Genomic DNA, 18,819 nt, shown 5'->3' with positions numbered 1-18,819 from the left:
GGCATTCTGCCGCTCCGCCGCGCGCCCGGTGGCGCGACCCACCAGCCGCACGCGCCCCGTCAGGCGCGTGGAGCACACCGCGCGCCCGTGGGCGGCTCCGCGGGCCCCGCGGGGCGGCCGTCCGCGCGATTCTCACCCGAATCTCATCGGCGGACGGGCGTTTCCGGCCCTGCGCTGATTTCCCGCTTATCCGCGGCCCCCTAGGGTCGTGGGTGTGAGCGAGCAGCAGATTCCGGCCGGGTGGTACCCGGACCCCGTCGACACCGACAGCGACCCCCGCCCCGAGCGCTGGTGGGACGGCAAGGGCTGGACCGCCAGCACCCGCCCGGCCTCGGCAGCCCCCGCGGACGGGCCGTCCGCCGCGACCGCCCCCGCCGACGCACCGTCCGACGCGCCGTCCGGTGCGGCCTCCGCGCCCGGTGCCGGGGACACCACCGTGCTGGAGGGCACCGTGCTGGACGCGGCCGGGCAGGCCGTCCACTACCCGCCGCTGCCGCCGTACGCCGAGCAGCCGGCGCCGCCGGCCAAGCCGCGCCGCCGCCCGCCCACGCCGGTGCTGGTCGCGGCCTCGGTGGCCGCGGTGCTCGGCCTGGCGGTCGGCTCCGGCGCCACCTACCTGGCGATGGACGGGCGCGACGGCAGGTCCGCCTCCGCCCAGCCGGCCCAGGACGGCCGGTTCGGCCACAACGGCAACCCCGGCGACGGCTTCGGCGGCAAGAACGGCCAGAACGGCGAGAGCGGCAAGAACGGAAAGAACGCCCCGGGTGACGGGCTGCCGAGCTTCCCCGGCCAGGGCGACGGCGGCAGCGGCGGCGGGAACGGCAAGGGCGGCGGCAGCGGCAAGGGCGGCGCCAACGCGAACCTCGCCGTCGACATGGTCAACGGCGTCTCGGTGCCGATCCCCAGCGGCTGGAAGGGCGGCACGACCACGCAGGGCTACGCCAGCACGTACGTCGGCGAGTACACCTGCGTCGACGGGTCGGACACCTGCACCCTGGCCGGCGTCACCACCACCCGGATCAGCGGCAGCGACGCCAAGCAGGCCGCGCTGAAGGACATCGAGACCGCCGCGAAGGACTCCTACGGCGACATCACCGGCCACAAGGAGCTGAAGAGCGAGGCCGTCACGGTGGCCGGCCGGGCGGGCTACCTGGTGCGCTGGCAGGTGGACGCGCCCAAGGGCAACAACGGCTACGTGGAGACGGTGGTCTTCCCGACCGCGGACGGCAAGGCGCTGACCGCCGTCCACCTGGGCTTCGACATCGCGGACAAGGCCCCGGGCGTGGACCAGATGGACACCATCGTCAAGGGCATCGCCGCCTACCAGGGCGGCCCGGGCGGCGTCCCCGGCACCACCACCTGAGCCCGCCTCCCGCAAACCCCCCTGAGGCTCAACACCCTTCGCGCAGAAGGGTGTTGAGCCGCGCGGCCTGCCGCACCAGATGGTCCCGCTCGGCCACCGCGCCGGCCTTCGCCGCCGCCTCCGCGTACAGCCGGGCGGCCGTCGGCAGGTCGCCGGAGCGCTCGTGCAGGTACGCGGCGACGGCGGTGTACCGGGGCAGCGCGTCGTCCAGCGCGGAGAGCGCGGCCAGGCCCGCCCGGGGCCCGTCCGCCTCGCCGACGGCGACCGCCCGGTTCAACCGCACCACCGGACTGTCCGTCAGGGCGGCCAGTTCGTCGTACCACTCGACGATCTGCACCCAGTCCGTCTCCTCGGCGGTCGGCGCGTCCGCGTGCAGGGCCGCGATCGCGGCCTGCGCCTGGAACTCGCCCAGCCGGTCGCGGGCCAGCGCCGCCTGCAGGACCGCCACCCCCTCCTGGATCAGCGCGGTGTCCCAGCGGGTCCGGTCCTGCTCGGCGAGCGGGACGAGGCTGCCGTCGGGCGCGGTGCGCCCGGCCCGGCGGGCGTGGTGCAGCAGCATCAGCGCCAGCAGGCCGGACACCTCGGGATCGTCGATCCGGGCGGCCAGCTGCCGGGTCAGCCGGATCGCCTCGGCCGCCAGGTCGACGTCCCCCGAGTAGCCCTCGTTGAACACCAGGTAGAGGACCCGCAGCACCGTCGCCGGATCGCCCGGCCGGTCCAGGCGCACCCCGCTCACGGTCCGCTTGGCGCGGCTGATCCGCTGCGCCATCGTCGCCTCCGGCACCAGGTACGCCTGCGCGATCTGACGGGTGGTCAGCCCGCCGACCGCGCGCAGCGTCAGCGCCACCGCCGAGGCCGGCGTCAACGACGGGTGCGCGCACAGGAAGTACAGCTGCAGCGAGTCGTCGACGTCCGGCACCGGACCGGGCTCCGGCTGCTCCTCCACCAGGTCCTCGCGGCGGCGCCGGGAGGCCTCCGAGCGGGCCGCGTCCAGGAACCGCCGCCAGGCGACGGTGACCAGCCAGCCCTTCGGGTCGCGCGGCGGATCGGCCGGCCACGTCCGGACGGCCTCCACCAGCGCCTCCTGGACGGCGTCCTCGGCCGCCGCGAAGTCCGCTCCGCGACGGACCAGGACCGCCAGCACCTCGGGAGTGAGGACGCGCAGCCGTGCCTCGTCCATCGCGTTCACCGGCGGCCGGCCCTCCCCGGGCCGGCCGTCCGTCCGCCGCTCGTTCACTCGGAGACGGTGTCCGGCATCTCGGTCAGGAACGGGCGCAGCTCCAGCCACTCGTGGATCGGCTCGCCGTTCGCGCCCGGCGCGGCGGACAGCTCGGCGGCCAGCTCGAGCGCGCGCTCGTAGGAGTCCACGTCGATCGCCATCCAGCCGGCGATCAGGTCCTTCGTCTCGGCGAACGGCCCGTCGGTGACCGGCGTGCGGCAGTCGAGGTCGGACCGCACCCAGGTGCCCTGCGGGGCGAGCGCCTGCGCGTCGACGAACTCGCCGCTCGCCCGCAGCCGGTCCGCGAAGTCGTTCATGTACTTGATGTGCGCCGAGACCTCCTCCGGCGTCCACTGGTCCATCGGCACGCAGTTCACCGCTTCCGGGTTGCCCCGGTAGTGCTTCAGCAGCAGGTACTTCGCCATCGCTCTCACTCCTCGGTGGTGATGCGACCCATTGTGGCCGCCTTCACCCCTGGGACGGAGACGCTGCCGGGTTCTCGACACGGTCCGGGAAGAATTTTTTCCGGACGTTCCGCGGACGTGTTCGGACGGGCGTCAGAGGAAGGTGTGGCCCTCGCCGCGGTACGTCGGGACCGTGTCCACCACCGCGTCGCCCTCGATCAGGTGCAGCTGCGGAAAGCGCTCGCACAGCTCGCCGGCCTTCGCGTGCCGGAACCACACCCGGTCGCCGATCAGCAGGTCGTCCGCGGCCGAACCCAGCAGCGGCGTCTGCACCTCGCCCGCGCCCTCCTGCGGGTCGTAGCGCAGACCGGCCGGCAGGTACGGGACGGGCGAGCGGTCCGCGCCCGCCGGACCGGACGCCGGGTAGCCGCCGCCCAGCACCGTCACCACGCCGACGCCCGGCCGGCGCACCACCGGCTGCGCGAACAGCGCCGCCGGCCGGCCCCGGAACGAGCGGTAGTGGTCGAACAGCCGGGGCACGAACAGGCCCGACCCGGCCGCCACCTCGGTCACCGCGCGCTCCGCCACCGTGGACTCCACGCTGCCCGTCCCGCCGCCGTTGACGAACTCCAGGTCCGCGACCTGCCGCACCCGCCGCACCACCTCGGCCCGGCGCTGCGCGAGCTCCGCCCGCGCCTTCGACTGCATCAGCCGGATCGCCGCCGAACGCAGCGGACGACCCGGCAGCGCGTCCCCGACACCCGCGACGTGGCCCTCGTACGCCATCAGCCCGACCACCTCGAAGCCGCGGCGGGCGTTGACCGTCCCGGCGAGGCGGCCCAGCTGTTCGGGCGTCCGCAGCGGCGAACGCCGGGCGCCCACCCGGACCCGGCCGCCCAGCAACTGCAGCGAGGTGTCCAGCTCCAGGCACACCCGCACCGTCGCCGAACCCCCGCGCGCCGCGTCGATCAGGTCGAGCTGCGCGACGTCGTCCACCAGGACGGTGACCTGCCGGGCGAGTTCCTGATCGGCCGTCAGCTGCCCGAACCCGGCCCGGTCCGCCGACGGGTACGCCAGCAGCACGTCCCTGAACCCGCTGCGCACCAGCCACAGCGACTCGGCGAGCGTGAAGCTCATCACCCCCGCGAAGCCGTCCCGCGCCAGCACCCGCTCCAGCAGCGCCCGGCAGCGCACCGACTTCGACGCCACCCGGACCGGCTTCCCGCCCGCCCGGCGCACCAGATCCGCGGCGTTGGCGTCGAACGCCGCCAGATCGACGATCGCCAGCGGCGCCTCCAGATGCGCCGTCGCCCGGTCGTACCGGGCCCGGTCGGACACAGCGCCGCCGATCGCGGCGGTTTCAGCGAGAGCCATGCGCGCAGACTGCCACATCGCCCTACCGGGCGGTAGACACCCGGGGCCGTTGTGCGCCCGTCACCGGCCCCCAGGGCCGCCCCGGTCGGACCGGCCGACACCGAGGGCCGGGCCGCCGTGAGCGGGGCCTCCCGCCGGGCGGGCGGCTCAGCCGGCGTGCAGGACCCGGAACCGGTCCGGCGACGCCGGGTCGCGGTCGACGACCTGGACCGGCGCCCAGGCCCACTGCCACACGCCGATGCCCGGCACCCGCTCGAAGCGGATCGGGCCGCGCGTGCCGGCCACCCGCACGTCCGACCACCTCCCGGAGGCCGAACCGAGCAGCGCCGCCAGGACGGTGACGGTGTCCCAGCCCTCGAAGGCGACGAACGACGGCTCCCGGCCGAACCGTTCGCGCAGCGCCGCCGCGACGCGCACGCCGAGCGGGTCGAGGCGCTCGGGCAGGTAGCGCAGGAACGGCACCCCGGCGCCGGCCGGGCCGAGCAGCGCCGCCCACTCGGCGAACTCGGGCTGCCCGGCCGGGGCGCCGATCAGGACGCCGGCCAGGCGCGGGTCCCGCCGGACGGCGCGGACGACCGGGACGGCCGGCTCCGGGAAGCCGGTGAGCAGCAGGACGGCGCTGGCGCCGGCCGCCGCGAGCCCGTCGCACACCTCGGCCGGGTCGAGTTCGACCACGCCGCCGCCGTGCGCCGCGAGGTGCGAGCGCAGGATGCGGGTGCCGGCCTCCCAGTAGGCGCCGCCCTGGGTGGCGACGGCGATGTTCCGGTGCCCGGCGGCGAGCAGGTGGTCGGCGTAGATCCGCCAGCCGTGCGACTGGGCCGGGGAGAGGCGCGCCACCCGGTCCGTCGGATGCTCGCTCAGGGCGTCCAGGACCGCCGACGAGCAGAGGAACGGCACTCCGAGTCGGTCCGCCCGCGCCGCGACCGCCCGGGCCACCACGCTGTGGTACTCGCCCGCCAGCGCCGCCACCCCGAGCCCGGCCAGTTCGGTGGCCGCCGCGGCCGCGCGGGCCGGGTCCGCCGCGGTGTCCCGCACCACCAGCTCCACCGGCCGGCCCGCCACGCCGCCCGTCGCGTTGACCTCGCGGGCCGCCAACTCCATTCCGGCCAGCAGCTGGTGACCGGCCTCCCGCCACCCGGGCCGGCTCAGCGGAGCCAGTACACCGATCCGAACCGTCCCCATCGCGCCCCACCACTCCCGTCCGACCAGCCGCCCGGCGAACCGGGCCGCCCGACGGGCCGTCCGGCGACCCGCCCGCGTCCGGCCCCGACCGGCCGGTCGGATCATCATGGCGGACGCGAGGATCAGCGGACGTCCCGGGCCACGCCGCCAGCCTTCCGGAGCTGCTCCACCAGCTTGTCGGCGGTGACCGCCGCCTCCGAGACCAGCCCGGCCGCCTGCACCGCCTGCGGATCGGCGGTCAGCTTCGGCAGCGCGTCGGCCTGCCGGCGCAGCAGGTCCGTGAGCGCCGAGACCAGGTGCTCCATCTGCTCCAGGGAGTTGACGGCGTCCGCCGGCCGGTCCCACGCGGCGCGGCCGCCGGCCACGTCCTTCGCCGCGACGGTCACCGCCTCGGCCGCGCCCCGCACCGCGAACATCGGGTCGTACGTTCCCACGAGCTCCCCTTCCACCGGCAGGTATCCGACCAGCGTGCCCCACCCGCCACCCGCACGGCAGGAAATCCGCTCCGCCGCGCCGCGCCGCCCCCGCTCTTGCGAGCGTCGGCCCGCGACGGACCGCCGACCGCCCCGAGGTAAACGTGGCATACGCTCGACGGGTGGAGCGCAAGAACATCCCCGACCCCGGGTTCGCCGCGGACGACGGCAGTGCCGACCCCGTCCTCGCCGCGGCCCTCGCCGCCTGGCAGCAGGACCCGTCCGCCGAGGGCGAGTTGCTGGCCGCGTTGACGCCGAGCCGGCTGATGGTGCCGATCGTCGCCGTGCTGGGGGAGGTGGAGTACGACGAGAACGGGCACAAGCACGAGAAGACCAGCGACATGGCGGTGCCCGTGCTGGAGGCCGCCGACGGCCGGCGCGCACTGCCCGCCTTCACCTCGATGGAGACCATGACGCGCTGGCGCGCGGACGCCCGCCCCGCGCCGGTGGTGGCCCCGCAGGCCGCGATGGTCGCGTTCTCCGAGCGCGCCGACATCCTGCTGGTCGACCCGGCCGGCCCGGTCACCTACCAGCTCTCCGGCGCCCGGCTGCGCGCCGTCGCCGAGAACCGGCCCTACCTGCCGCCGCACACCGACCCCGAGGTGCACCGCGCCCTGCGCGAACTGCTGGCCGCCGAGCCGGAGATCGCCGCCGCCCACCTCGCCCCGGCCGCCGACGCGGACGCCACCCTGGCCCTGGTCCTCACCGACCCCGCCGCCGACCCCCGCCCCCTCGCCACCCGCCTCGGCCACGCCCTCGCCGGAGACGACACCCTCCGCCTGCGCCTGGACCACGGCCTCCAGCTGGCCTTCCTGGCCCAACAGCTCGGCCAGAAACCGTTCTTCACCCGCTCATGACGCGAACGGATGAACTCGCGCGGGGGCGGTTCGTGTTCGGAGTGTTGCGGCCGAACGGGGGACCGCCCTCGCTACGTTGAGGCTCCCGGAACGGGCGGCGGTCGGGCCGTCCGCCGGTCGGCTTCGCGTGTGAGGGGAATCCGTGTTCTCGAGGAGCAAGAGGGCCGTCTGTTCGCCGGCGACGGCGTTCGCGGCGGCGGTCGCGTTCACCGTCAGCGTGCCCGGCGGCCACGCGTTCGCCATCGACCACGTCGAGTGCGTCGGCGGCGCGGACTACCTGAAGATCTGGTCGCACCTGGACGGCCGGGAGAGCGTCGACTGCTACGCGAACGGCGGCCGGACCGACTTCGGCAACTGGTGGGTGGACCGGATCTCCACCGGCAACAACGACCTGATCTACTACGACGCCAACGGCGACTCGGTCCGGATCGACCGCTGGACGGACATCACCTTCCCGAACAACCCGCCGAAGGTGCGCTCCCTCCAGATCGTCTGAACGACCGCTTCGGGCCCCGCTCCTGACGGCCGGTCGGGAGCGGGGCCCGGGGGTGGGGTCAGCCGGTGATCGGGCGGACGTCCAGGCGGATGTGGTCGACGGCCCAGTACCAGTTGTTGCCCGCGTCGTACATGCGGAACTCGAGGGTCACCGACTTCGCGCCCGCGGGGACGGCGAACTGCCGGGCGACGAAGGTGTTCTGGACGTCCTTGCCGGCGTTGTCGTTGCCGGTGGCGTCGCTGCTGTAGGCGAGCAGGCGGGTCCGCAGGCCGGTGTCGAAGACCGCGGTGACGGTCGCCTTCTGGGGGGCCTCCTGCCGGTAGTGGGAGTCGAAGCCGAGGTGCAGGGTGGTGGCGCCGGCCGGGACGGGGACGGCGGGGGAGACCAGGGTGGAGTCGAACCTGCCCTTGGCGGACGGGGATCCGGTGTCGTCCCAGTCGTCGGGGTCCGCGACCGCGAGGATGCCGAGGCCGCGGGTGAAGTTGCCGCGGTCCTGGCCGGCCGGGGCGGACCACTCGCGCTTGGTGTGGAAGGTCCAGCCCTGCAGCCGGGCGGTGCCCTGCGGCATGCCGGGCGCGTTGACCACGGACCAGCCGGCCGGGGCCTTCGCGGTCCAGCCGAGCACGCCCGAGACGGCGGCGAGTTGCGGGGCCAGCGACTCGAAGTCCTCGCCGAGCAGGTACCCGGCCATCGACGGGGCGGTGCGCGCCGTCACCTCGCCGTCGGCGACCGCGTACCGCTCGCCGGCGGTGGCGCGCGCGGTGACCAGCAGGCGGCCGGTCGCGGTCGGGGCGAGCGTCGCGGGCGGCAGCACCTCCCATTCGGCGTCGGCGACCTGACCGGCGGTCAGGTTCGACGGCGGCGCGGTCACCACGGTCGGCGCGGGCCAGCCGGCCGGCAGCAGCGGCCGGGCCTCCAGCGCGGTGACCTCGGCGGTGGCGGTGAACCGGGCCTTCAGCCGGGCCGGCCGGCCGGGCAGCAGCAGCGGCTCGTCGATGGTGGTGGACGCGGAGCCGAGCGACACGTCCAGGGTCAGCGGGTCGGCCAGGCCGATCGCCGGGTCGGTGACGCCGACGGCCTGGTCGGGCAGCCGGCCGGCCCGGCGGAACCGGTACCGGGCGTCGTCCCGGGCGGTGACCACCACGTCGTACCACCCCTCCTTGCCCACCGGCAGGTTGACCACCGCGGACTCGCCCGCGCCGAGCCGGACCTCGCGCCGGCCGCCGCCGTAGGCGAGGTCGCCGATGGTCACCACCCGGCTGACGTCGGTCCGGTTGGCGACCTCGACGGCCAGCTGCCGGCCGCCGCCGTCCTCGGAGACGGACGCCTCGTAGGAGCCGGCCGCGTCGCCGCGCAGGTGCCAGAGCGCGCCGTTCGGGCCGTGCAGGCGCAGGTCGTAGCCGTCCGCGCCGACCTGCCAGCTGTCGGAGAGCCTGTCCTTGACGCCCACCGTGTAGTGCCGTGGCGCGGCGCCCGGCTCCGGGTAGGCGGCGATCACCGCGCCCTGCCGACCGGGGTTGGCGAGGTCCAGGGTGAGCACGCCCTTGCGGACCCGGGCCTTGACCTGAAGGTGGTAGGGGACCGGCCGGGCGGTGCGGGTGCCGCGCGGCTGCTGCGGGAAGGCCTGCGGCCTGGGGACGGTCGGCGCGGGCAGCTTGCCGGTGTCGGTGACCTTCTGCCGGTTGCCGGAGGTGTCGGGCAGCGCGGGCCACACCGGGTCCTGGCCGGAGAAGTCGAACAGGTTGGTGAGGTCGCCGGTGATCGCCCGCCGCCACGGCGAGATGTTCGGCTCGGCGACGCCGAAGCGCTTCTCCAGCAGCCGGATCACCGAGGTGTGGTCGTAGACCGTGGAGTCGACCACGCCGCCGCGGGTCCACGGCGAGACCACCACCATCGGCACCCGCACGCCCAGGCCCATCGGGAACGGCCCGGCCACCAGGGTCTCCCCGGCGGGCAGCGCGGCCGACCAGCCCAGGCTGCCGTCCGCGTTCCGGACCCGGTACCGGCCGTCCTGCCCGACCACCCGGTGGTAGGTCGAGCCGTCCTTGGACACCCGCACCACCACCTCGCCGTCCACCGGGACGGTGGACGCGCCGCGCCCGGCGGCCAGCGGCGGGACGGGCGGCAGCTGGTGGTCGAAGAAGCCGCCGTGCTCGTCGTAGTTGAGGATGAACACGGTCTTCGCCCAGACCTCGGGCTTGGCGGCGAGCGCCGCGAGCAGCCGGGCCGTCAGGTGCTCGCCGTTCGGCGGCGCGTAGTTGGCGTGCTCGGACAGCGCGGCGGGCGCGATCAGCCAGGACACCTGCGGCAGCCGGTCGGCCTGCACGTCGGCGGCGAACGCGTCCACCAGGGCGTCGCCCATCGCGAACGGGTCGTCCTTCTTCGCCGGGTCGCCGACCTGCCGCAGGCCGCGCTCGTACAGCGGCGAACCCGGCTTCGCGTGGTGGAAGTTCGTGAACCAGGCCAACGCGTTGTCGTCGAAGTTGTCGAGCGCCTGGTAGGTCCGCCAGCTGACGCCGGCCCGCTCCAGCCGCTCCGCGTAGGTGGTCCACTCGAACCCGGCGGCGGGCTCGGAGTTGTCGGTCACCGGGGTGTCGCGGACGGTGCCGCCGCTGGTGCCGGTCATCAGGTGCTCGCGGTTGGTGTTGGTGTTGCACTGCACCGAGGCGTAGTACGCGTCGCAGGTGGTGAACACCGAGGCCAGCGCGTGGTAGAAGGGCATGTCGGCGCTCTCGTAGTAGCCCTGGCCGAGCCAGCCGGACGAGCGCCGGGTCACCGAGCCGTCGGCCCGGCCCTCGTTCCAGGCGTTCATCGAGTCGACGAAGCCGAACGCCGGTGCGCCCTGCTGGTACGCGCTGGTGTGGGCGGCGTTCATCGGGTACGGCAGCAGGTAGCCCTCGGCCCGGGACGGGTCGGGCTGGTGGAAGACCGAGCGGCCGTTGACCCCGCGCACGGCCGCGCGGTCGCCGAAGCCGCGCACGCCGGGCAGGGTGCCGAAGTAGTGGTCGAACGCCCGGTTCTCCTGCATGAAGACCACCACGTGCTGGATGTCCTCCAGCCTTCCCGGGCGGGCGGGGGCGGCCAGCGCCTGACGGACGCTCAGCGGCAGCGCGGACAGCACGGCCGCGGCGGCGGCGCCGCCCAGCAGGGTACGGCGCGACAGTTCGGGACTCATCGGGGGCTCCTCGGGCACGGTGCCGGGCTTCGCTCCGCCCGGCCGCGACCATTCGTAGGCGGCGCAGGTGGACTGGACCGGTGCGGCGGATGACGGGCGGATGACGCGCTCGGCAACCTGTACAGACATCTCGCCCGGACCGGCCCGGGCCGGAAATCCCGTGACGTCCCGCGCCGACGGAAGGTAATATCCATAAGCGACATTGGACCCTTACCTAATGTGGAGCGCGCCCATGCCCGACGACCCGACCGTCCCCGCCCTCGTCCGGGCCTGGATCAGCGGCTGGACGGTCTCCCGCGGCGCCGCCGACCCCCGCCCCGAGCCGTGGGGCTGGACCATCGACGTCGGCCGGGAGCGCCACCCCTGGCGCCACGTCCTGCCCGCCCCCGCCGAAGCGGACGTCCGCAAACTCACCGAGGGCACCACCGTCCCGTGGACGTGGCTCAAGCTGTTCGACGTCGACGAGCACGCCCTGCCGTGGATCGGCCCCGGCTGGCACCTGGACGCCCCGGGACACCTGATGACCCGTCAGCTGCACCCGGACGCCCCGCCCGTCCCGGCCGGCTACCGGATCACCACCTGGAGCCGGGGCGGCGTGATCCACGGCCTGGTCCGCACCGCCGACGGGGAGTACGCGGCCGGCGGGCAGATCGGCCTCGGCCCGGCCGACGCACTCGGCACCGGCGCGCCGCTGCTCGCCGTCGCCGACCAGATCGAGACCGCCCCCCAGCACCGCCGCCGCGGCCTCGGCTCACTGCTGATGCGCACCCTGCAGAGCGAGGCGCACGCGGCCGGCGCGCGCACCGGCCTGCTGGTCGGCACCACCGAGGGCCGCGCCCTCTACACCGCCCTCGGCTGGCAGTGGCACGCCCCGATGCTCAGCCTCTGGTACGACCCGTCCACGCCGGGCGAGTTCCCGGTCGGCGGCTCCTGACGGGCCGTCCGCGCACAGCCGCCGGCTCCTGACGGGCCGTCCGCGCAAGGTGGCCCGGCCGGCTCCTGACGGGCCGTCCGCGCAAGGTGGCCCGGCCGGCTGCTGGCGGGTCGTCCGCTGCCGGGGCGGCGCAGGCGGCCGGTCGGCGGGATGCCCGGGAGCGCGGGATGCCCGGGAACGCCGACGCCCGCCGGGAGGGCGCACTCCGGGCGGGCGGGCGGTGATCGGTGGGGGATCGCGGCCGGGTCAGGCGGCGATCAGCAGGCTCCGGCGCGGGGCGATCACGCGACCGTCCGGCAGCAGCTCGCCGGTGTCGTCGAACAGCAGCACCCCGTTGCACAGCAGGCTCCAGCCCTGCTCGGGGTGGCGGGCGACCGGCTCGGCCGCCTCACGGTCCGGAGACTCGGCGGACGGGCAGTCGGTTCGGTGCTGGCACATCGTTGTACCTCGCTTCGCTCGGAATTCGCGCCGCCGTACGGCCACCCCCGGGGCGCCGGCCTGCCGACGGACTTTCTCGCCGCCTCAGGTGTGAAACGGCGTCAGCCGGGTAGGAGGTGTGGTCCCCTCCCCGACCGACACCAGTGTCCGACTCCTCGGGCGCTCGCGCAGGCATTTGGTGACATGCGCCACAGAAGATCGGGCGAGATCACCCTCCCGGGCGGCCCGGCGCCCGATCCGCGCACGGACGGGCCATGCCCGACCGATCCGGGCGGACCAGTCGGGCATGGCCCGTCCGGGTGGTACGGAGGAGGCGTCGGCCGATCGGCGCGGTCGGCCGGCGGCGACGTCAGCCGATCAGCGCGGTCGGCCGGGCCGCCGGGGCGTTCGCCAGCCGGGCCAGCAGCTCCGCGGCGGGCAGCACCTGATGGGCCGCCACCCCCAGCGGGGCCGGCGCCAGCGGGATCAGCAGGTCCTCCCCGGGCAGTTCGCCGTGCAGCCACAGCGCGGACGCGTAGTGCTCGGGCAGCGGCAGCAGCCGCGGCTCGTACCGGGCGGGGGAGAGGTGCACCAGCTGCCAGGCCTGCCGCAGCGCCCGCACCGTGGAGTCCAGGAACGGCCCGGCGCTCAGGTGCGAGAACACCGGCCCGTCCGCGCCGGCGGCGACCTCGGCGGCGGCCACCACCTGTTCCAGCCCGTCCTCGGTGAACTCGCCGGTCGTCAGCGGGCGGTGCTGCTCCGGCCGGTGCTGCCCGGGCCGGGCGTCCGCCGCGGCCGCCGCGTCGCAGGACTCGTGCGGGCACTGCGGGCCGGCCGCGGGCGGGTGGGCGGCGCGCAGCAGGAACCGCCAGCCGGTGCAGTCCGCCTCCGCCAGCCGGGGTGCGGGCCCGCGCAGGGTGTGCACCGGGAGGGCGAGCAGCGGCTCCGGGCGGCCGGCGCTATGGCGCAGCACGGCGGCCGCGGACGGCGGGAGGGCCGCCCCGGGCGCGAGTGCCGAGCGCACGGCGTTGAGGGCGCCGGCCGGGGGCTGGGACAGGTGCAACGTCATGGTGAGTCGCCTCTCCGTGCGAGATCGGCGTACTGCGGCATACCGGCATGGCATCGACATGAGGGGTCTGGCCGTGTCCGGTTGGGCAAGATCGCCGAGGGGGTGGGCGGGTCGTCGACGAGGCCCTCGACGGTGGGGGTTCCTCGGACGGCCCTGACCTGGCCTGAGCGGCGTGCGAATGCTATTCGAACAAGTGCGCAGGGTGACCTTCATATCACGTTCCGTGTCGCGACGCAAGTCGGTCCGAACTGACTGACCGTCAGAAAGCCTGTCTCGTTCGGGTGTTCACATCGTGGGCTAGAAATCTTCGCGCTGGGCAGAATGCACAGGCACTGTCGACCGAGAGGAGGGAAGGCACCCGTGGGCGAGAAAGTCGTCGCGACCCGGGCGGAGCTGGCCGACCGGCAGCTGTACCGCCGCAAGCTCCAGTCCTGTCTGGACGTGCTGGGGCGGATGCTCAGGGAGGAGCGGTTCGACCGCCCGAAAGCCATGATGGGCCTGGAGATCGAACTCAACCTGGTCGACGAGCAGGGCGTGCCCATGCTCGGCAACGAACAGGTGCTGGACTCGATCTCCTCGACCGACTTCCAGACCGAGCTCGCCCGCTTCAACATCGAGCTGAACATTGCCGCCCGGCGCCTGGGCGGGCACGTCTTCGAGGACCTGCGCGAGGAGCTCGACACCGCCCTGCGCTACGCCGAGCGGCGGGCCGAGCAGGTCGGCGGACGGATCGTGATGGTCGGCATCCTGCCCACCCTGGACCTGGAGCACGCCGGGCTGGAGGCGATGTCCAGCAACGACCGCTACACCCTGCTCAGCGACCAGATCCTGGCCGCCCGCGGCGAGGACATCGCGCTCGACATCGAGGGCGTGGAGCGGCTCACCATCGACTCCGTCTCGATGGTCGCCGAGGCCGCCGCCACCTCCCTGCAACTGCACCTGCAGGTCACCCCCGCCCGGTTCGCCTCGGTGTGGAACGCCGCCCAGTCGTTCTGCGGCGTGCAGCTGGCCCTCGGCGCGAACTCGCCGTTCCTGTTCGGCCGCGAGCTGTGGCGGGAGACCCGCCCGGTGCTGTTCCAGCAGGCCTGCGACACCCGCACGGCCGAGCTCAAGGCCCAGGGCGTGCGCCCCATCACCTGGTTCGGCGAACGCTGGGTCGACTCCGCCTACGACCTGTTCGAGGAGAACCTGCGGTACTTCCCGGCGCTGCTGCCGATCTGCGACGACGAGGACCCGGTCAAGGTGCTGGCCTCCGGCGGCGCCCCCCGGCTCGGCGAGATGCGGCTGCACAACGGCACCATCTACCGCTGGAACCGCCCCGTCTACGACGTCGCCGACGGCGTCGCCCACCTGCGGGTGGAGAACCGCTGCCTGCCCGCCGGCCCGACCGTCGCCGACATCCTCGCCAACTCCGCCTTCTACTACGGCCTGGTCCGGGTGCTGGCCGAACAGCCCCGCCCGATCTGGACCAGGCTGCCGTTCGAGAAGGCCGACGAGAACTTCCGCAACGGCGCCCGCCACGGCATCGACGCCGTCCAGTGGTGGCCGCGCTCGGGGCGCGGCGCCCGCGGCCTGGTCGAACTGCCCGCCACCGACCTGGTGCTGAACGAGCTGCTGCCGCTCGCCCACCAGGGCCTGGACCGCTGGGGCATCGCCGCCCGCGACCGGGACCGCTACCTCGGCATCATCGAGCAGCGCTGCCTGCGCCGCACCAACGGCGCCTCCTGGCAGGCCGCGGTCGTGCACCGGCTGCGCGAACGCCACCACCTCGCGCCGAACGCCGCGATCGCCGAGATGACCCGCCGCTACATCGAGTACATGCGCACGGGCGAACCCGTGCACACCTGGCCGGTGGACTGACATTCCGGCGCCCGCGAGTCCAGGAACGCCTCATCTTCCTGTGAAAGGATGATCGGCCCGGAGACGGCATCGAGCTCCGGGCCGCATCCGCCCTCGGGGAGACCAGTGACCACCGCCTCGGCCGAGCCCGCCACCACCAAGACCCCCTCGCGCCGGCTGCTCGCCGCCGAACTGCTGATCGTCCTCGGACTCTCGCTCGGCGCCAGCGGCGTCTCCGCACTGATCAGCTTCGTCGGCTCGCTCACCGAGCCCGTCGCCCTGGGGCACCAGGTCGCCACGCTCAACGCCTCCCGGGCGCCCGGCCGCCCCTGGCTCGACCTCGCCTGGCAGCTGTACTACGTCGCGCGCGGCCTGATGCCCGTCGTGCTGGTCGGCTACCTGCTGGTCCGCGAGGGCGCTTCGCTGCGCACCCTCGGCTTCGACCTGCGCCACAAGCTCTCCGACCTCGGCCGCGGCACGCTGCTCGCCGCCGCCATCGGCGGCTCCGGGCTCGCCCTCTACCTGGCCGCGCAGGCGGCCGGCTTCAACCTGACCGTCGCCCCCTCCGGCCTGCCCGAGGTGTGGTGGCGGATCCCGGTCCTGATCGCCTCCGCCTGGCAGAACGCGATCCTGGAGGAGGTCGTGGTGGTCGGCTACCTGGTGCGCCGACTGCACCAGATAGGCTGGACCTGGCCCGCGATCATCACCGCCAGCTCCGTGCTGCGCGGCTCCTACCACCTGTACCAGGGCATCGGCGGACTGGTCGGCAACATGGTGATGGGCGTGGTCTTCTGCCTGCTGTACCGCCGCTGGCGCCGGGTCGGCCCGCTGGTCGCCGCGCACGCCCTGATCGACACCGTCGCCTTCGTCGGCTACGCCCTGCTCGCCGGGCACGTCAGCTGGCTGCCGTCCTGAGGCAGTCCTGACGGGCGGTCAGCTGCCGGTAGGGTGACGGCCGGTGGAGAGCGCGAGCGGGCAGGGGAGCGGCATGGGCGGGCAGCAGAGCTGGCACGGCGACCGGGCGCGGGCCCGCCGGATCGCGGACGCCCTGCACAAACTCACCGGGCACCCGCCGGTGGTCGACCGCACCCGCACCGGCGGGACCAGGGTCAGCGTCCGGGTCGCCGAGCGCGCCGACGGCACGCAGACGCTGGCGGTGCTGCGGGTGCTGCGCCAGGGCGACAGCTTCGGCCACGACCGGACCGCCCGCTGGGAGAAGGTCTGGGTCGAGGTGGCCGACCCGGCGGCCCCAAGGGGCTGACGGGCCGTCAGCAGGCCCACGGGTTCGGCCAGGCCCGCGACGGCGGGCGGCGCAGCAGCCGGTCCACGTGCTCGCGCTGCAGGCCCTGCGCGGGGTCGATCGGCAGCAGCAGCCGGTCCGGGCGCAGCACGGTGCGGCGCACCAGGCGCGGCGGGATGCAGTCGTCGACCCAGGCGAACGGGCGGCCCTGGGCGTGCCGCAGGATCGGCGCCCACTTGCGGGCGGAGAACAGCTCCATCAGCGGCACCCGCGGGTCGCCCGGCTGCGGCACGAAGCCGCTGAACTCGACCACCGGCAGCTCCGGCAGGCCCAGCAGCGGGGCGATGTGCCGGTTGGCCTCGGACTCCCAGGTGGTCGCCCAGACCAGTTCGTACTGCTCGGCGAGCTCGCGCAGCCAGTCGCCGTGGCGCGGCGAGAGCAGCACCGAGTAGCCGAGCAGGGTGTGCGAGTCGAAATCGCCGTCGGGGTGCGGGAACACCGGGTTCAGCACCCCGTCGACGTCGAGGTACAGCAGTGGCTTGCCCATTCGGTTTCCTCCCCCGGGTCGCGGCCAGTTACCGAGTCGGACGACTTCCGGCTGCCCGGGGTTGCAGACCGGCAGCGGCTGTCACCCGGAAGTGGCCGGTTCCGGTTCCGCAGCCCTGGAGCGCGCCTCGGGGACCTTGCGCTCCAACTGCCGCACCTCCGGCACCAGGAGCACCGCCGCGGCCAGGCCGAGACAGGTCAGCGCGCAGGCCCACAGCGCACCGGACAGGCCCAGCGCGTCGGCCACCGGCCCGGCCAGCGCGGTGCCGGCCGGCATCAGCGCGAAGGAGCCGAAGCCGTCGTACGCGGAGATCCGCGACAGCAGCTCCTCCGGGATCTCCTGGCGGAGCGTCACCAGCCAGCCGACCACGAACACGGTGACGCCGACGCCGGACAGGAACATCGCCACCACCACGGCCGGCAGCGGCAGCCGGAGCGCCAGGGTGAGCGCGGGCAGGCCGAACAGGAACACGCCGCCGTTGCCGACCAGCAGCACCCGGCGCGGCTGCCAGCGGGCCATCAGCGCGGCGCTGACCACCATGCCGATGCTGAGCGCGGCCATCGCGGTGCCCCACGCGCCGGCGCCGCCCATCCGCTGCTTGGCGACGACCGGGCCGTACACCGCCTCCACGGCGAGCACGCAGGCGTTCATCAGGGAGAACTGCACGACGATCGCCCACAGCCAGCGGCGGGAGATGAACTCCCGCCAGCCGACCCGCAGTTCGTGGACCAGGCTCTCCCCGGAGGACTTCCGCCCGCCGACCTGGACGAGGCCGGTGCGCATCAGCGCGGCCACCGCGAAGCACCCGGCGTCCAGGGCCAGCACCCAGCCGGGGCCGGCCACCGCGACCAGCATGCCGCCGAGCGCCGCACCGGCGATCTGCGAACCGTTCAGGCCCATCTTGAAGACCGAGATCGCCTTCGAGGAGTGCTCGGCCGGCACCGCCTGGAGGATGACGCCCTCGGCGGCCGGGGTGTAGAACGCCTGCCCGGCGCCGCCCGCCGCGGACAGCACCAGCAGCGCCCACAGCGGCGGGTGCCCGATCAGCACCAGCGCGGCCAGGACCGCCTGCGACACCGCGTTGAAGACGTTGGCGCTGACCATCACCACGTGCCGCGGCCACCGGTCGGCGACCGCTCCGCCGATCAGCATCAGCACCACCAGCGGCACCGTCCGGGCCGCCGTGACGTAGCCGACCTCGGTGGTGTGCCAACCCGCCTCGAGGACGGCGAACGCGGTGGCGATCGGCGCTCCGGCGTTGCCCAGTGCGCTGACCACGGTGGAGGCGGTCTGGATCCGATAGTTGCGGCCGGCCCATGCCGGAAACGTTATTCGCACTGCCTGACGATGGACCGTCAGCAGCCGTTCTGTAAAGGGGTTTCAGGGATTCCGGGCCCCCGTCGGCAGACCCGTCGGCGCCTCGTCCACGAACCGCCCCGGCACCCGGGCGACACCGCGCAGCGCCCCCTCCGCCAGGACGCGGCATCCGCCTCCGACGGGGCGTCAGCCGAGGTGGCCCCGGAGGAAGCTGAGGGTGCGGCGCCAGGCGATGCCGGCCTGCAGCGGGTCGTAGCTGCTGGGGGTCTTCTCGTCGTTCATGAAGGCGTGCCCGGCCGGGTAGAAGTGGATCTCCGGGCGGCGGCCGGTCGCCTCGCCGATCCGGATCGCCGCCTCGTCGACCACCGCCGCCGGCAGCGAGGCGTCCTGCTCGCCGAAGTGGCCCAGGACGTGCGCGGTCAGGCCGCGGTAGTCGTAGTCCGGGTCGCCCGGCAGGCCGTAGAACGGGACGACCGCGGCGACCCGGTCGCCCTCCCGAGCGGCCAGTTGCAGCGCCAGGCCGCCGCCCATGCACAGGCCGACCACGCCGATCGCGTCGCCGACCACCGCCGGGTGGTGCAGCAGCCGCACGACGGCGGCGGACAGCTCCTGCGCGGCCAGCTCGGCGGGCAGTTCGCGCTTCATCCGGGCGGCCTCCGCCCGGTCGTGGGTGACGGTCCCGCCGTACAGGTCCGGGGCGAGCGCGACGAACCCCTCCTCGGCGAGCCGGTCGGTGAGGTCGGCGATGTGCCGGGTCAGCCCCCACCACTCCTGGATCACCAGGACGCCGGGACCGACCCCGGCGGGCGGCACCGCCAGGTAGCCGTGCAGGATCCGGCCGGGGCCGGCGAAGCTGAGGTTCTGGCGGGCAGTGCCCATGGCCTCTCCGTCGGGGTGGCCGCGCGCGGGCAGC

Annotated in this window: 18 protein-coding genes; 7 read left to right on the top strand and 11 right to left on the bottom strand. The window is 74.6% G+C overall.

Annotation, left to right across the window (positions count from 1 at the left end):
- Positions 1-214 precede the first annotated feature (214 nt).
- Complete coding sequence (locus tag ACFV1L_RS00395) at positions 215-1,363, top strand: DUF2510 domain-containing protein (protein WP_380361533.1); 1,149 nt, start codon at positions 215-217, stop codon at positions 1,361-1,363.
- Positions 1,364-1,391: 28 nt separating this feature from the next.
- On the opposite strand, the gene ACFV1L_RS00390 is transcribed toward ACFV1L_RS00395, so the two are convergent.
- The 5 genes from ACFV1L_RS00390 to ACFV1L_RS00370 form a co-directional block, all read right to left on the bottom strand.
- Positions 1,392-2,543, bottom strand: a complete 1,152-nt coding sequence (locus ACFV1L_RS00390) for an RNA polymerase sigma factor (protein ID WP_380361833.1) — start codon at positions 2,541-2,543, stop codon at positions 1,392-1,394.
- A 53-nt stretch (positions 2,544-2,596) separates the two neighbouring features.
- Positions 2,597-3,007, bottom strand: a complete 411-nt coding sequence (locus tag ACFV1L_RS00385; protein WP_380361531.1) for a YciI family protein — start codon at positions 3,005-3,007, stop codon at positions 2,597-2,599.
- A 132-nt stretch (positions 3,008-3,139) separates the two neighbouring features.
- Positions 3,140-4,360, bottom strand: coding sequence for an alanine racemase (locus tag ACFV1L_RS00380; RefSeq protein WP_380361529.1), 1,221 nt, complete (start codon positions 4,358-4,360; stop codon positions 3,140-3,142).
- Positions 4,361-4,507: 147 nt separating this feature from the next.
- Entirely contained in the window at positions 4,508-5,542 is a 1,035-nt protein-coding gene (locus tag ACFV1L_RS00375; protein ID WP_380361528.1) for an ABC transporter substrate-binding protein, read from the bottom strand.
- Between the two features lie 122 nt (positions 5,543-5,664).
- Positions 5,665-5,976, bottom strand: coding sequence for a hypothetical protein (locus ACFV1L_RS00370; protein ID WP_380361527.1), 312 nt, complete (start codon positions 5,974-5,976; stop codon positions 5,665-5,667).
- A 161-nt stretch (positions 5,977-6,137) separates the two neighbouring features.
- Between ACFV1L_RS00370 and ACFV1L_RS00365 the strand changes: the two genes are divergently transcribed.
- Together ACFV1L_RS00365 and ACFV1L_RS00360 are read left to right on the top strand one after the other, a co-directional pair.
- On the top strand, positions 6,138-6,872 hold the full coding sequence (locus ACFV1L_RS00365) for an SseB family protein (protein ID WP_380361525.1): 735 nt from the start codon (positions 6,138-6,140) through the stop codon (positions 6,870-6,872).
- Positions 6,873-7,014: 142 nt separating this feature from the next.
- Positions 7,015-7,368, top strand: coding sequence for a beta/gamma crystallin domain-containing protein (locus ACFV1L_RS00360; RefSeq protein ID WP_380361524.1), 354 nt, complete (start codon positions 7,015-7,017; stop codon positions 7,366-7,368).
- Positions 7,369-7,426: 58 nt separating this feature from the next.
- Here ACFV1L_RS00360 and ACFV1L_RS00355 read toward each other — a convergent pair whose 3' ends face one another.
- Entirely contained in the window at positions 7,427-10,543 is a 3,117-nt protein-coding gene (locus ACFV1L_RS00355) for a phosphocholine-specific phospholipase C (protein ID WP_380361522.1), read from the bottom strand.
- A 232-nt stretch (positions 10,544-10,775) separates the two neighbouring features.
- Between ACFV1L_RS00355 and ACFV1L_RS00350 the strand changes: the two genes are divergently transcribed.
- Positions 10,776-11,477: a GNAT family N-acetyltransferase gene (locus tag ACFV1L_RS00350; RefSeq protein ID WP_380361520.1), complete on the top strand. Its 702-nt coding sequence runs from the start codon at positions 10,776-10,778 to the stop codon at positions 11,475-11,477.
- Positions 11,478-11,723: 246 nt separating this feature from the next.
- On the opposite strand, the gene ACFV1L_RS00345 is transcribed toward ACFV1L_RS00350, so the two are convergent.
- Complete coding sequence (locus ACFV1L_RS00345; RefSeq protein WP_380361518.1) at positions 11,724-11,915, bottom strand: DUF5999 family protein; 192 nt, start codon at positions 11,913-11,915, stop codon at positions 11,724-11,726.
- A 349-nt stretch (positions 11,916-12,264) separates the two neighbouring features.
- On the bottom strand, positions 12,265-12,963 hold the full coding sequence (locus tag ACFV1L_RS00340) for a hypothetical protein (protein ID WP_380361517.1): 699 nt from the start codon (positions 12,961-12,963) through the stop codon (positions 12,265-12,267).
- 360 nt (positions 12,964-13,323) lie between these two features.
- Here ACFV1L_RS00340 and ACFV1L_RS00335 point away from each other — a divergent pair, with 360 nt between their 5' ends.
- The 3 genes from ACFV1L_RS00335 (at position 13,324) to ACFV1L_RS00325 (ending at position 16,063) form a co-directional block, all read left to right on the top strand.
- Entirely contained in the window at positions 13,324-14,823 is a 1,500-nt protein-coding gene (locus ACFV1L_RS00335; protein WP_380361515.1) for a glutamate--cysteine ligase, read from the top strand.
- Between the two features lie 105 nt (positions 14,824-14,928).
- Positions 14,929-15,717, top strand: coding sequence for a CPBP family intramembrane glutamic endopeptidase (locus ACFV1L_RS00330; protein ID WP_380361513.1), 789 nt, complete (start codon positions 14,929-14,931; stop codon positions 15,715-15,717).
- Positions 15,718-15,760: 43 nt separating this feature from the next.
- Positions 15,761-16,063 (top strand): hypothetical protein, encoded by a 303-nt coding sequence (locus tag ACFV1L_RS00325; RefSeq protein WP_380361511.1) that lies wholly within the window; start codon positions 15,761-15,763, stop codon positions 16,061-16,063.
- Between the two features lie 7 nt (positions 16,064-16,070).
- Here the strand turns inward: ACFV1L_RS00325 and ACFV1L_RS00320 are convergent, their stop codons facing one another.
- The 3 genes from ACFV1L_RS00320 to ACFV1L_RS00310 form a co-directional block, all read right to left on the bottom strand.
- A complete protein-coding gene (locus ACFV1L_RS00320; RefSeq protein WP_380361510.1) occupies positions 16,071-16,589 on the bottom strand; it encodes an HAD domain-containing protein in 519 nt (172 codons plus the stop codon).
- Between the two features lie 81 nt (positions 16,590-16,670).
- Positions 16,671-17,927, bottom strand: coding sequence for an MFS transporter (locus tag ACFV1L_RS00315; RefSeq protein WP_380361508.1), 1,257 nt, complete (start codon positions 17,925-17,927; stop codon positions 16,671-16,673).
- A 165-nt stretch (positions 17,928-18,092) separates the two neighbouring features.
- Positions 18,093-18,785 carry a dienelactone hydrolase family protein gene (locus ACFV1L_RS00310; protein ID WP_380361507.1) on the bottom strand — a complete coding sequence of 231 codons (693 nt, stop codon included), beginning with the start codon at positions 18,783-18,785 and terminating at the stop codon, positions 18,093-18,095.
- Between the last annotated feature and the right edge of the window lie 34 nt (positions 18,786-18,819).

This window comes from Kitasatospora sp. NPDC059646, from assembly GCF_042734615.1.
GTDB lineage: Bacteria > Actinomycetota > Actinomycetes > Streptomycetales > Streptomycetaceae > Kitasatospora.
The sequence above is the reverse complement of the archived record's forward strand: the minus strand, read 5'-3'. Positions and strand labels throughout refer to the sequence as shown.

Coding starts and splice junctions, on each gene's coding strand:
- ACFV1L_RS00350 (WP_380361520.1), top strand. CDS start 10,776: ATGCCCGACGACCCGACCGTCCCCGCCCTCGTCCGGGCCTGGATCAGC.
- ACFV1L_RS00390 (WP_380361833.1), bottom strand. CDS start 2,543: ATGGACGAGGCACGGCTGCGCGTCCTCACTCCCGAGGTGCTGGCGGTC.
- ACFV1L_RS00310 (WP_380361507.1), bottom strand. CDS start 18,785: ATGGGCACTGCCCGCCAGAACCTCAGCTTCGCCGGCCCCGGCCGGATC.
- ACFV1L_RS00380 (WP_380361529.1), bottom strand. CDS start 4,360: ATGGCTCTCGCTGAAACCGCCGCGATCGGCGGCGCTGTGTCCGACCGG.
- ACFV1L_RS00375 (WP_380361528.1), bottom strand. CDS start 5,542: ATGGGGACGGTTCGGATCGGTGTACTGGCTCCGCTGAGCCGGCCCGGG.
- ACFV1L_RS00340 (WP_380361517.1), bottom strand. CDS start 12,963: ATGACGTTGCACCTGTCCCAGCCCCCGGCCGGCGCCCTCAACGCCGTG.
- ACFV1L_RS00385 (WP_380361531.1), bottom strand. CDS start 3,007: ATGGCGAAGTACCTGCTGCTGAAGCACTACCGGGGCAACCCGGAAGCG.
- ACFV1L_RS00320 (WP_380361510.1), bottom strand. CDS start 16,589: ATGGGCAAGCCACTGCTGTACCTCGACGTCGACGGGGTGCTGAACCCG.
- ACFV1L_RS00345 (WP_380361518.1), bottom strand. CDS start 11,915: ATGTGCCAGCACCGAACCGACTGCCCGTCCGCCGAGTCTCCGGACCGT.
- ACFV1L_RS00355 (WP_380361522.1), bottom strand. CDS start 10,543: ATGAGTCCCGAACTGTCGCGCCGTACCCTGCTGGGCGGCGCCGCCGCC.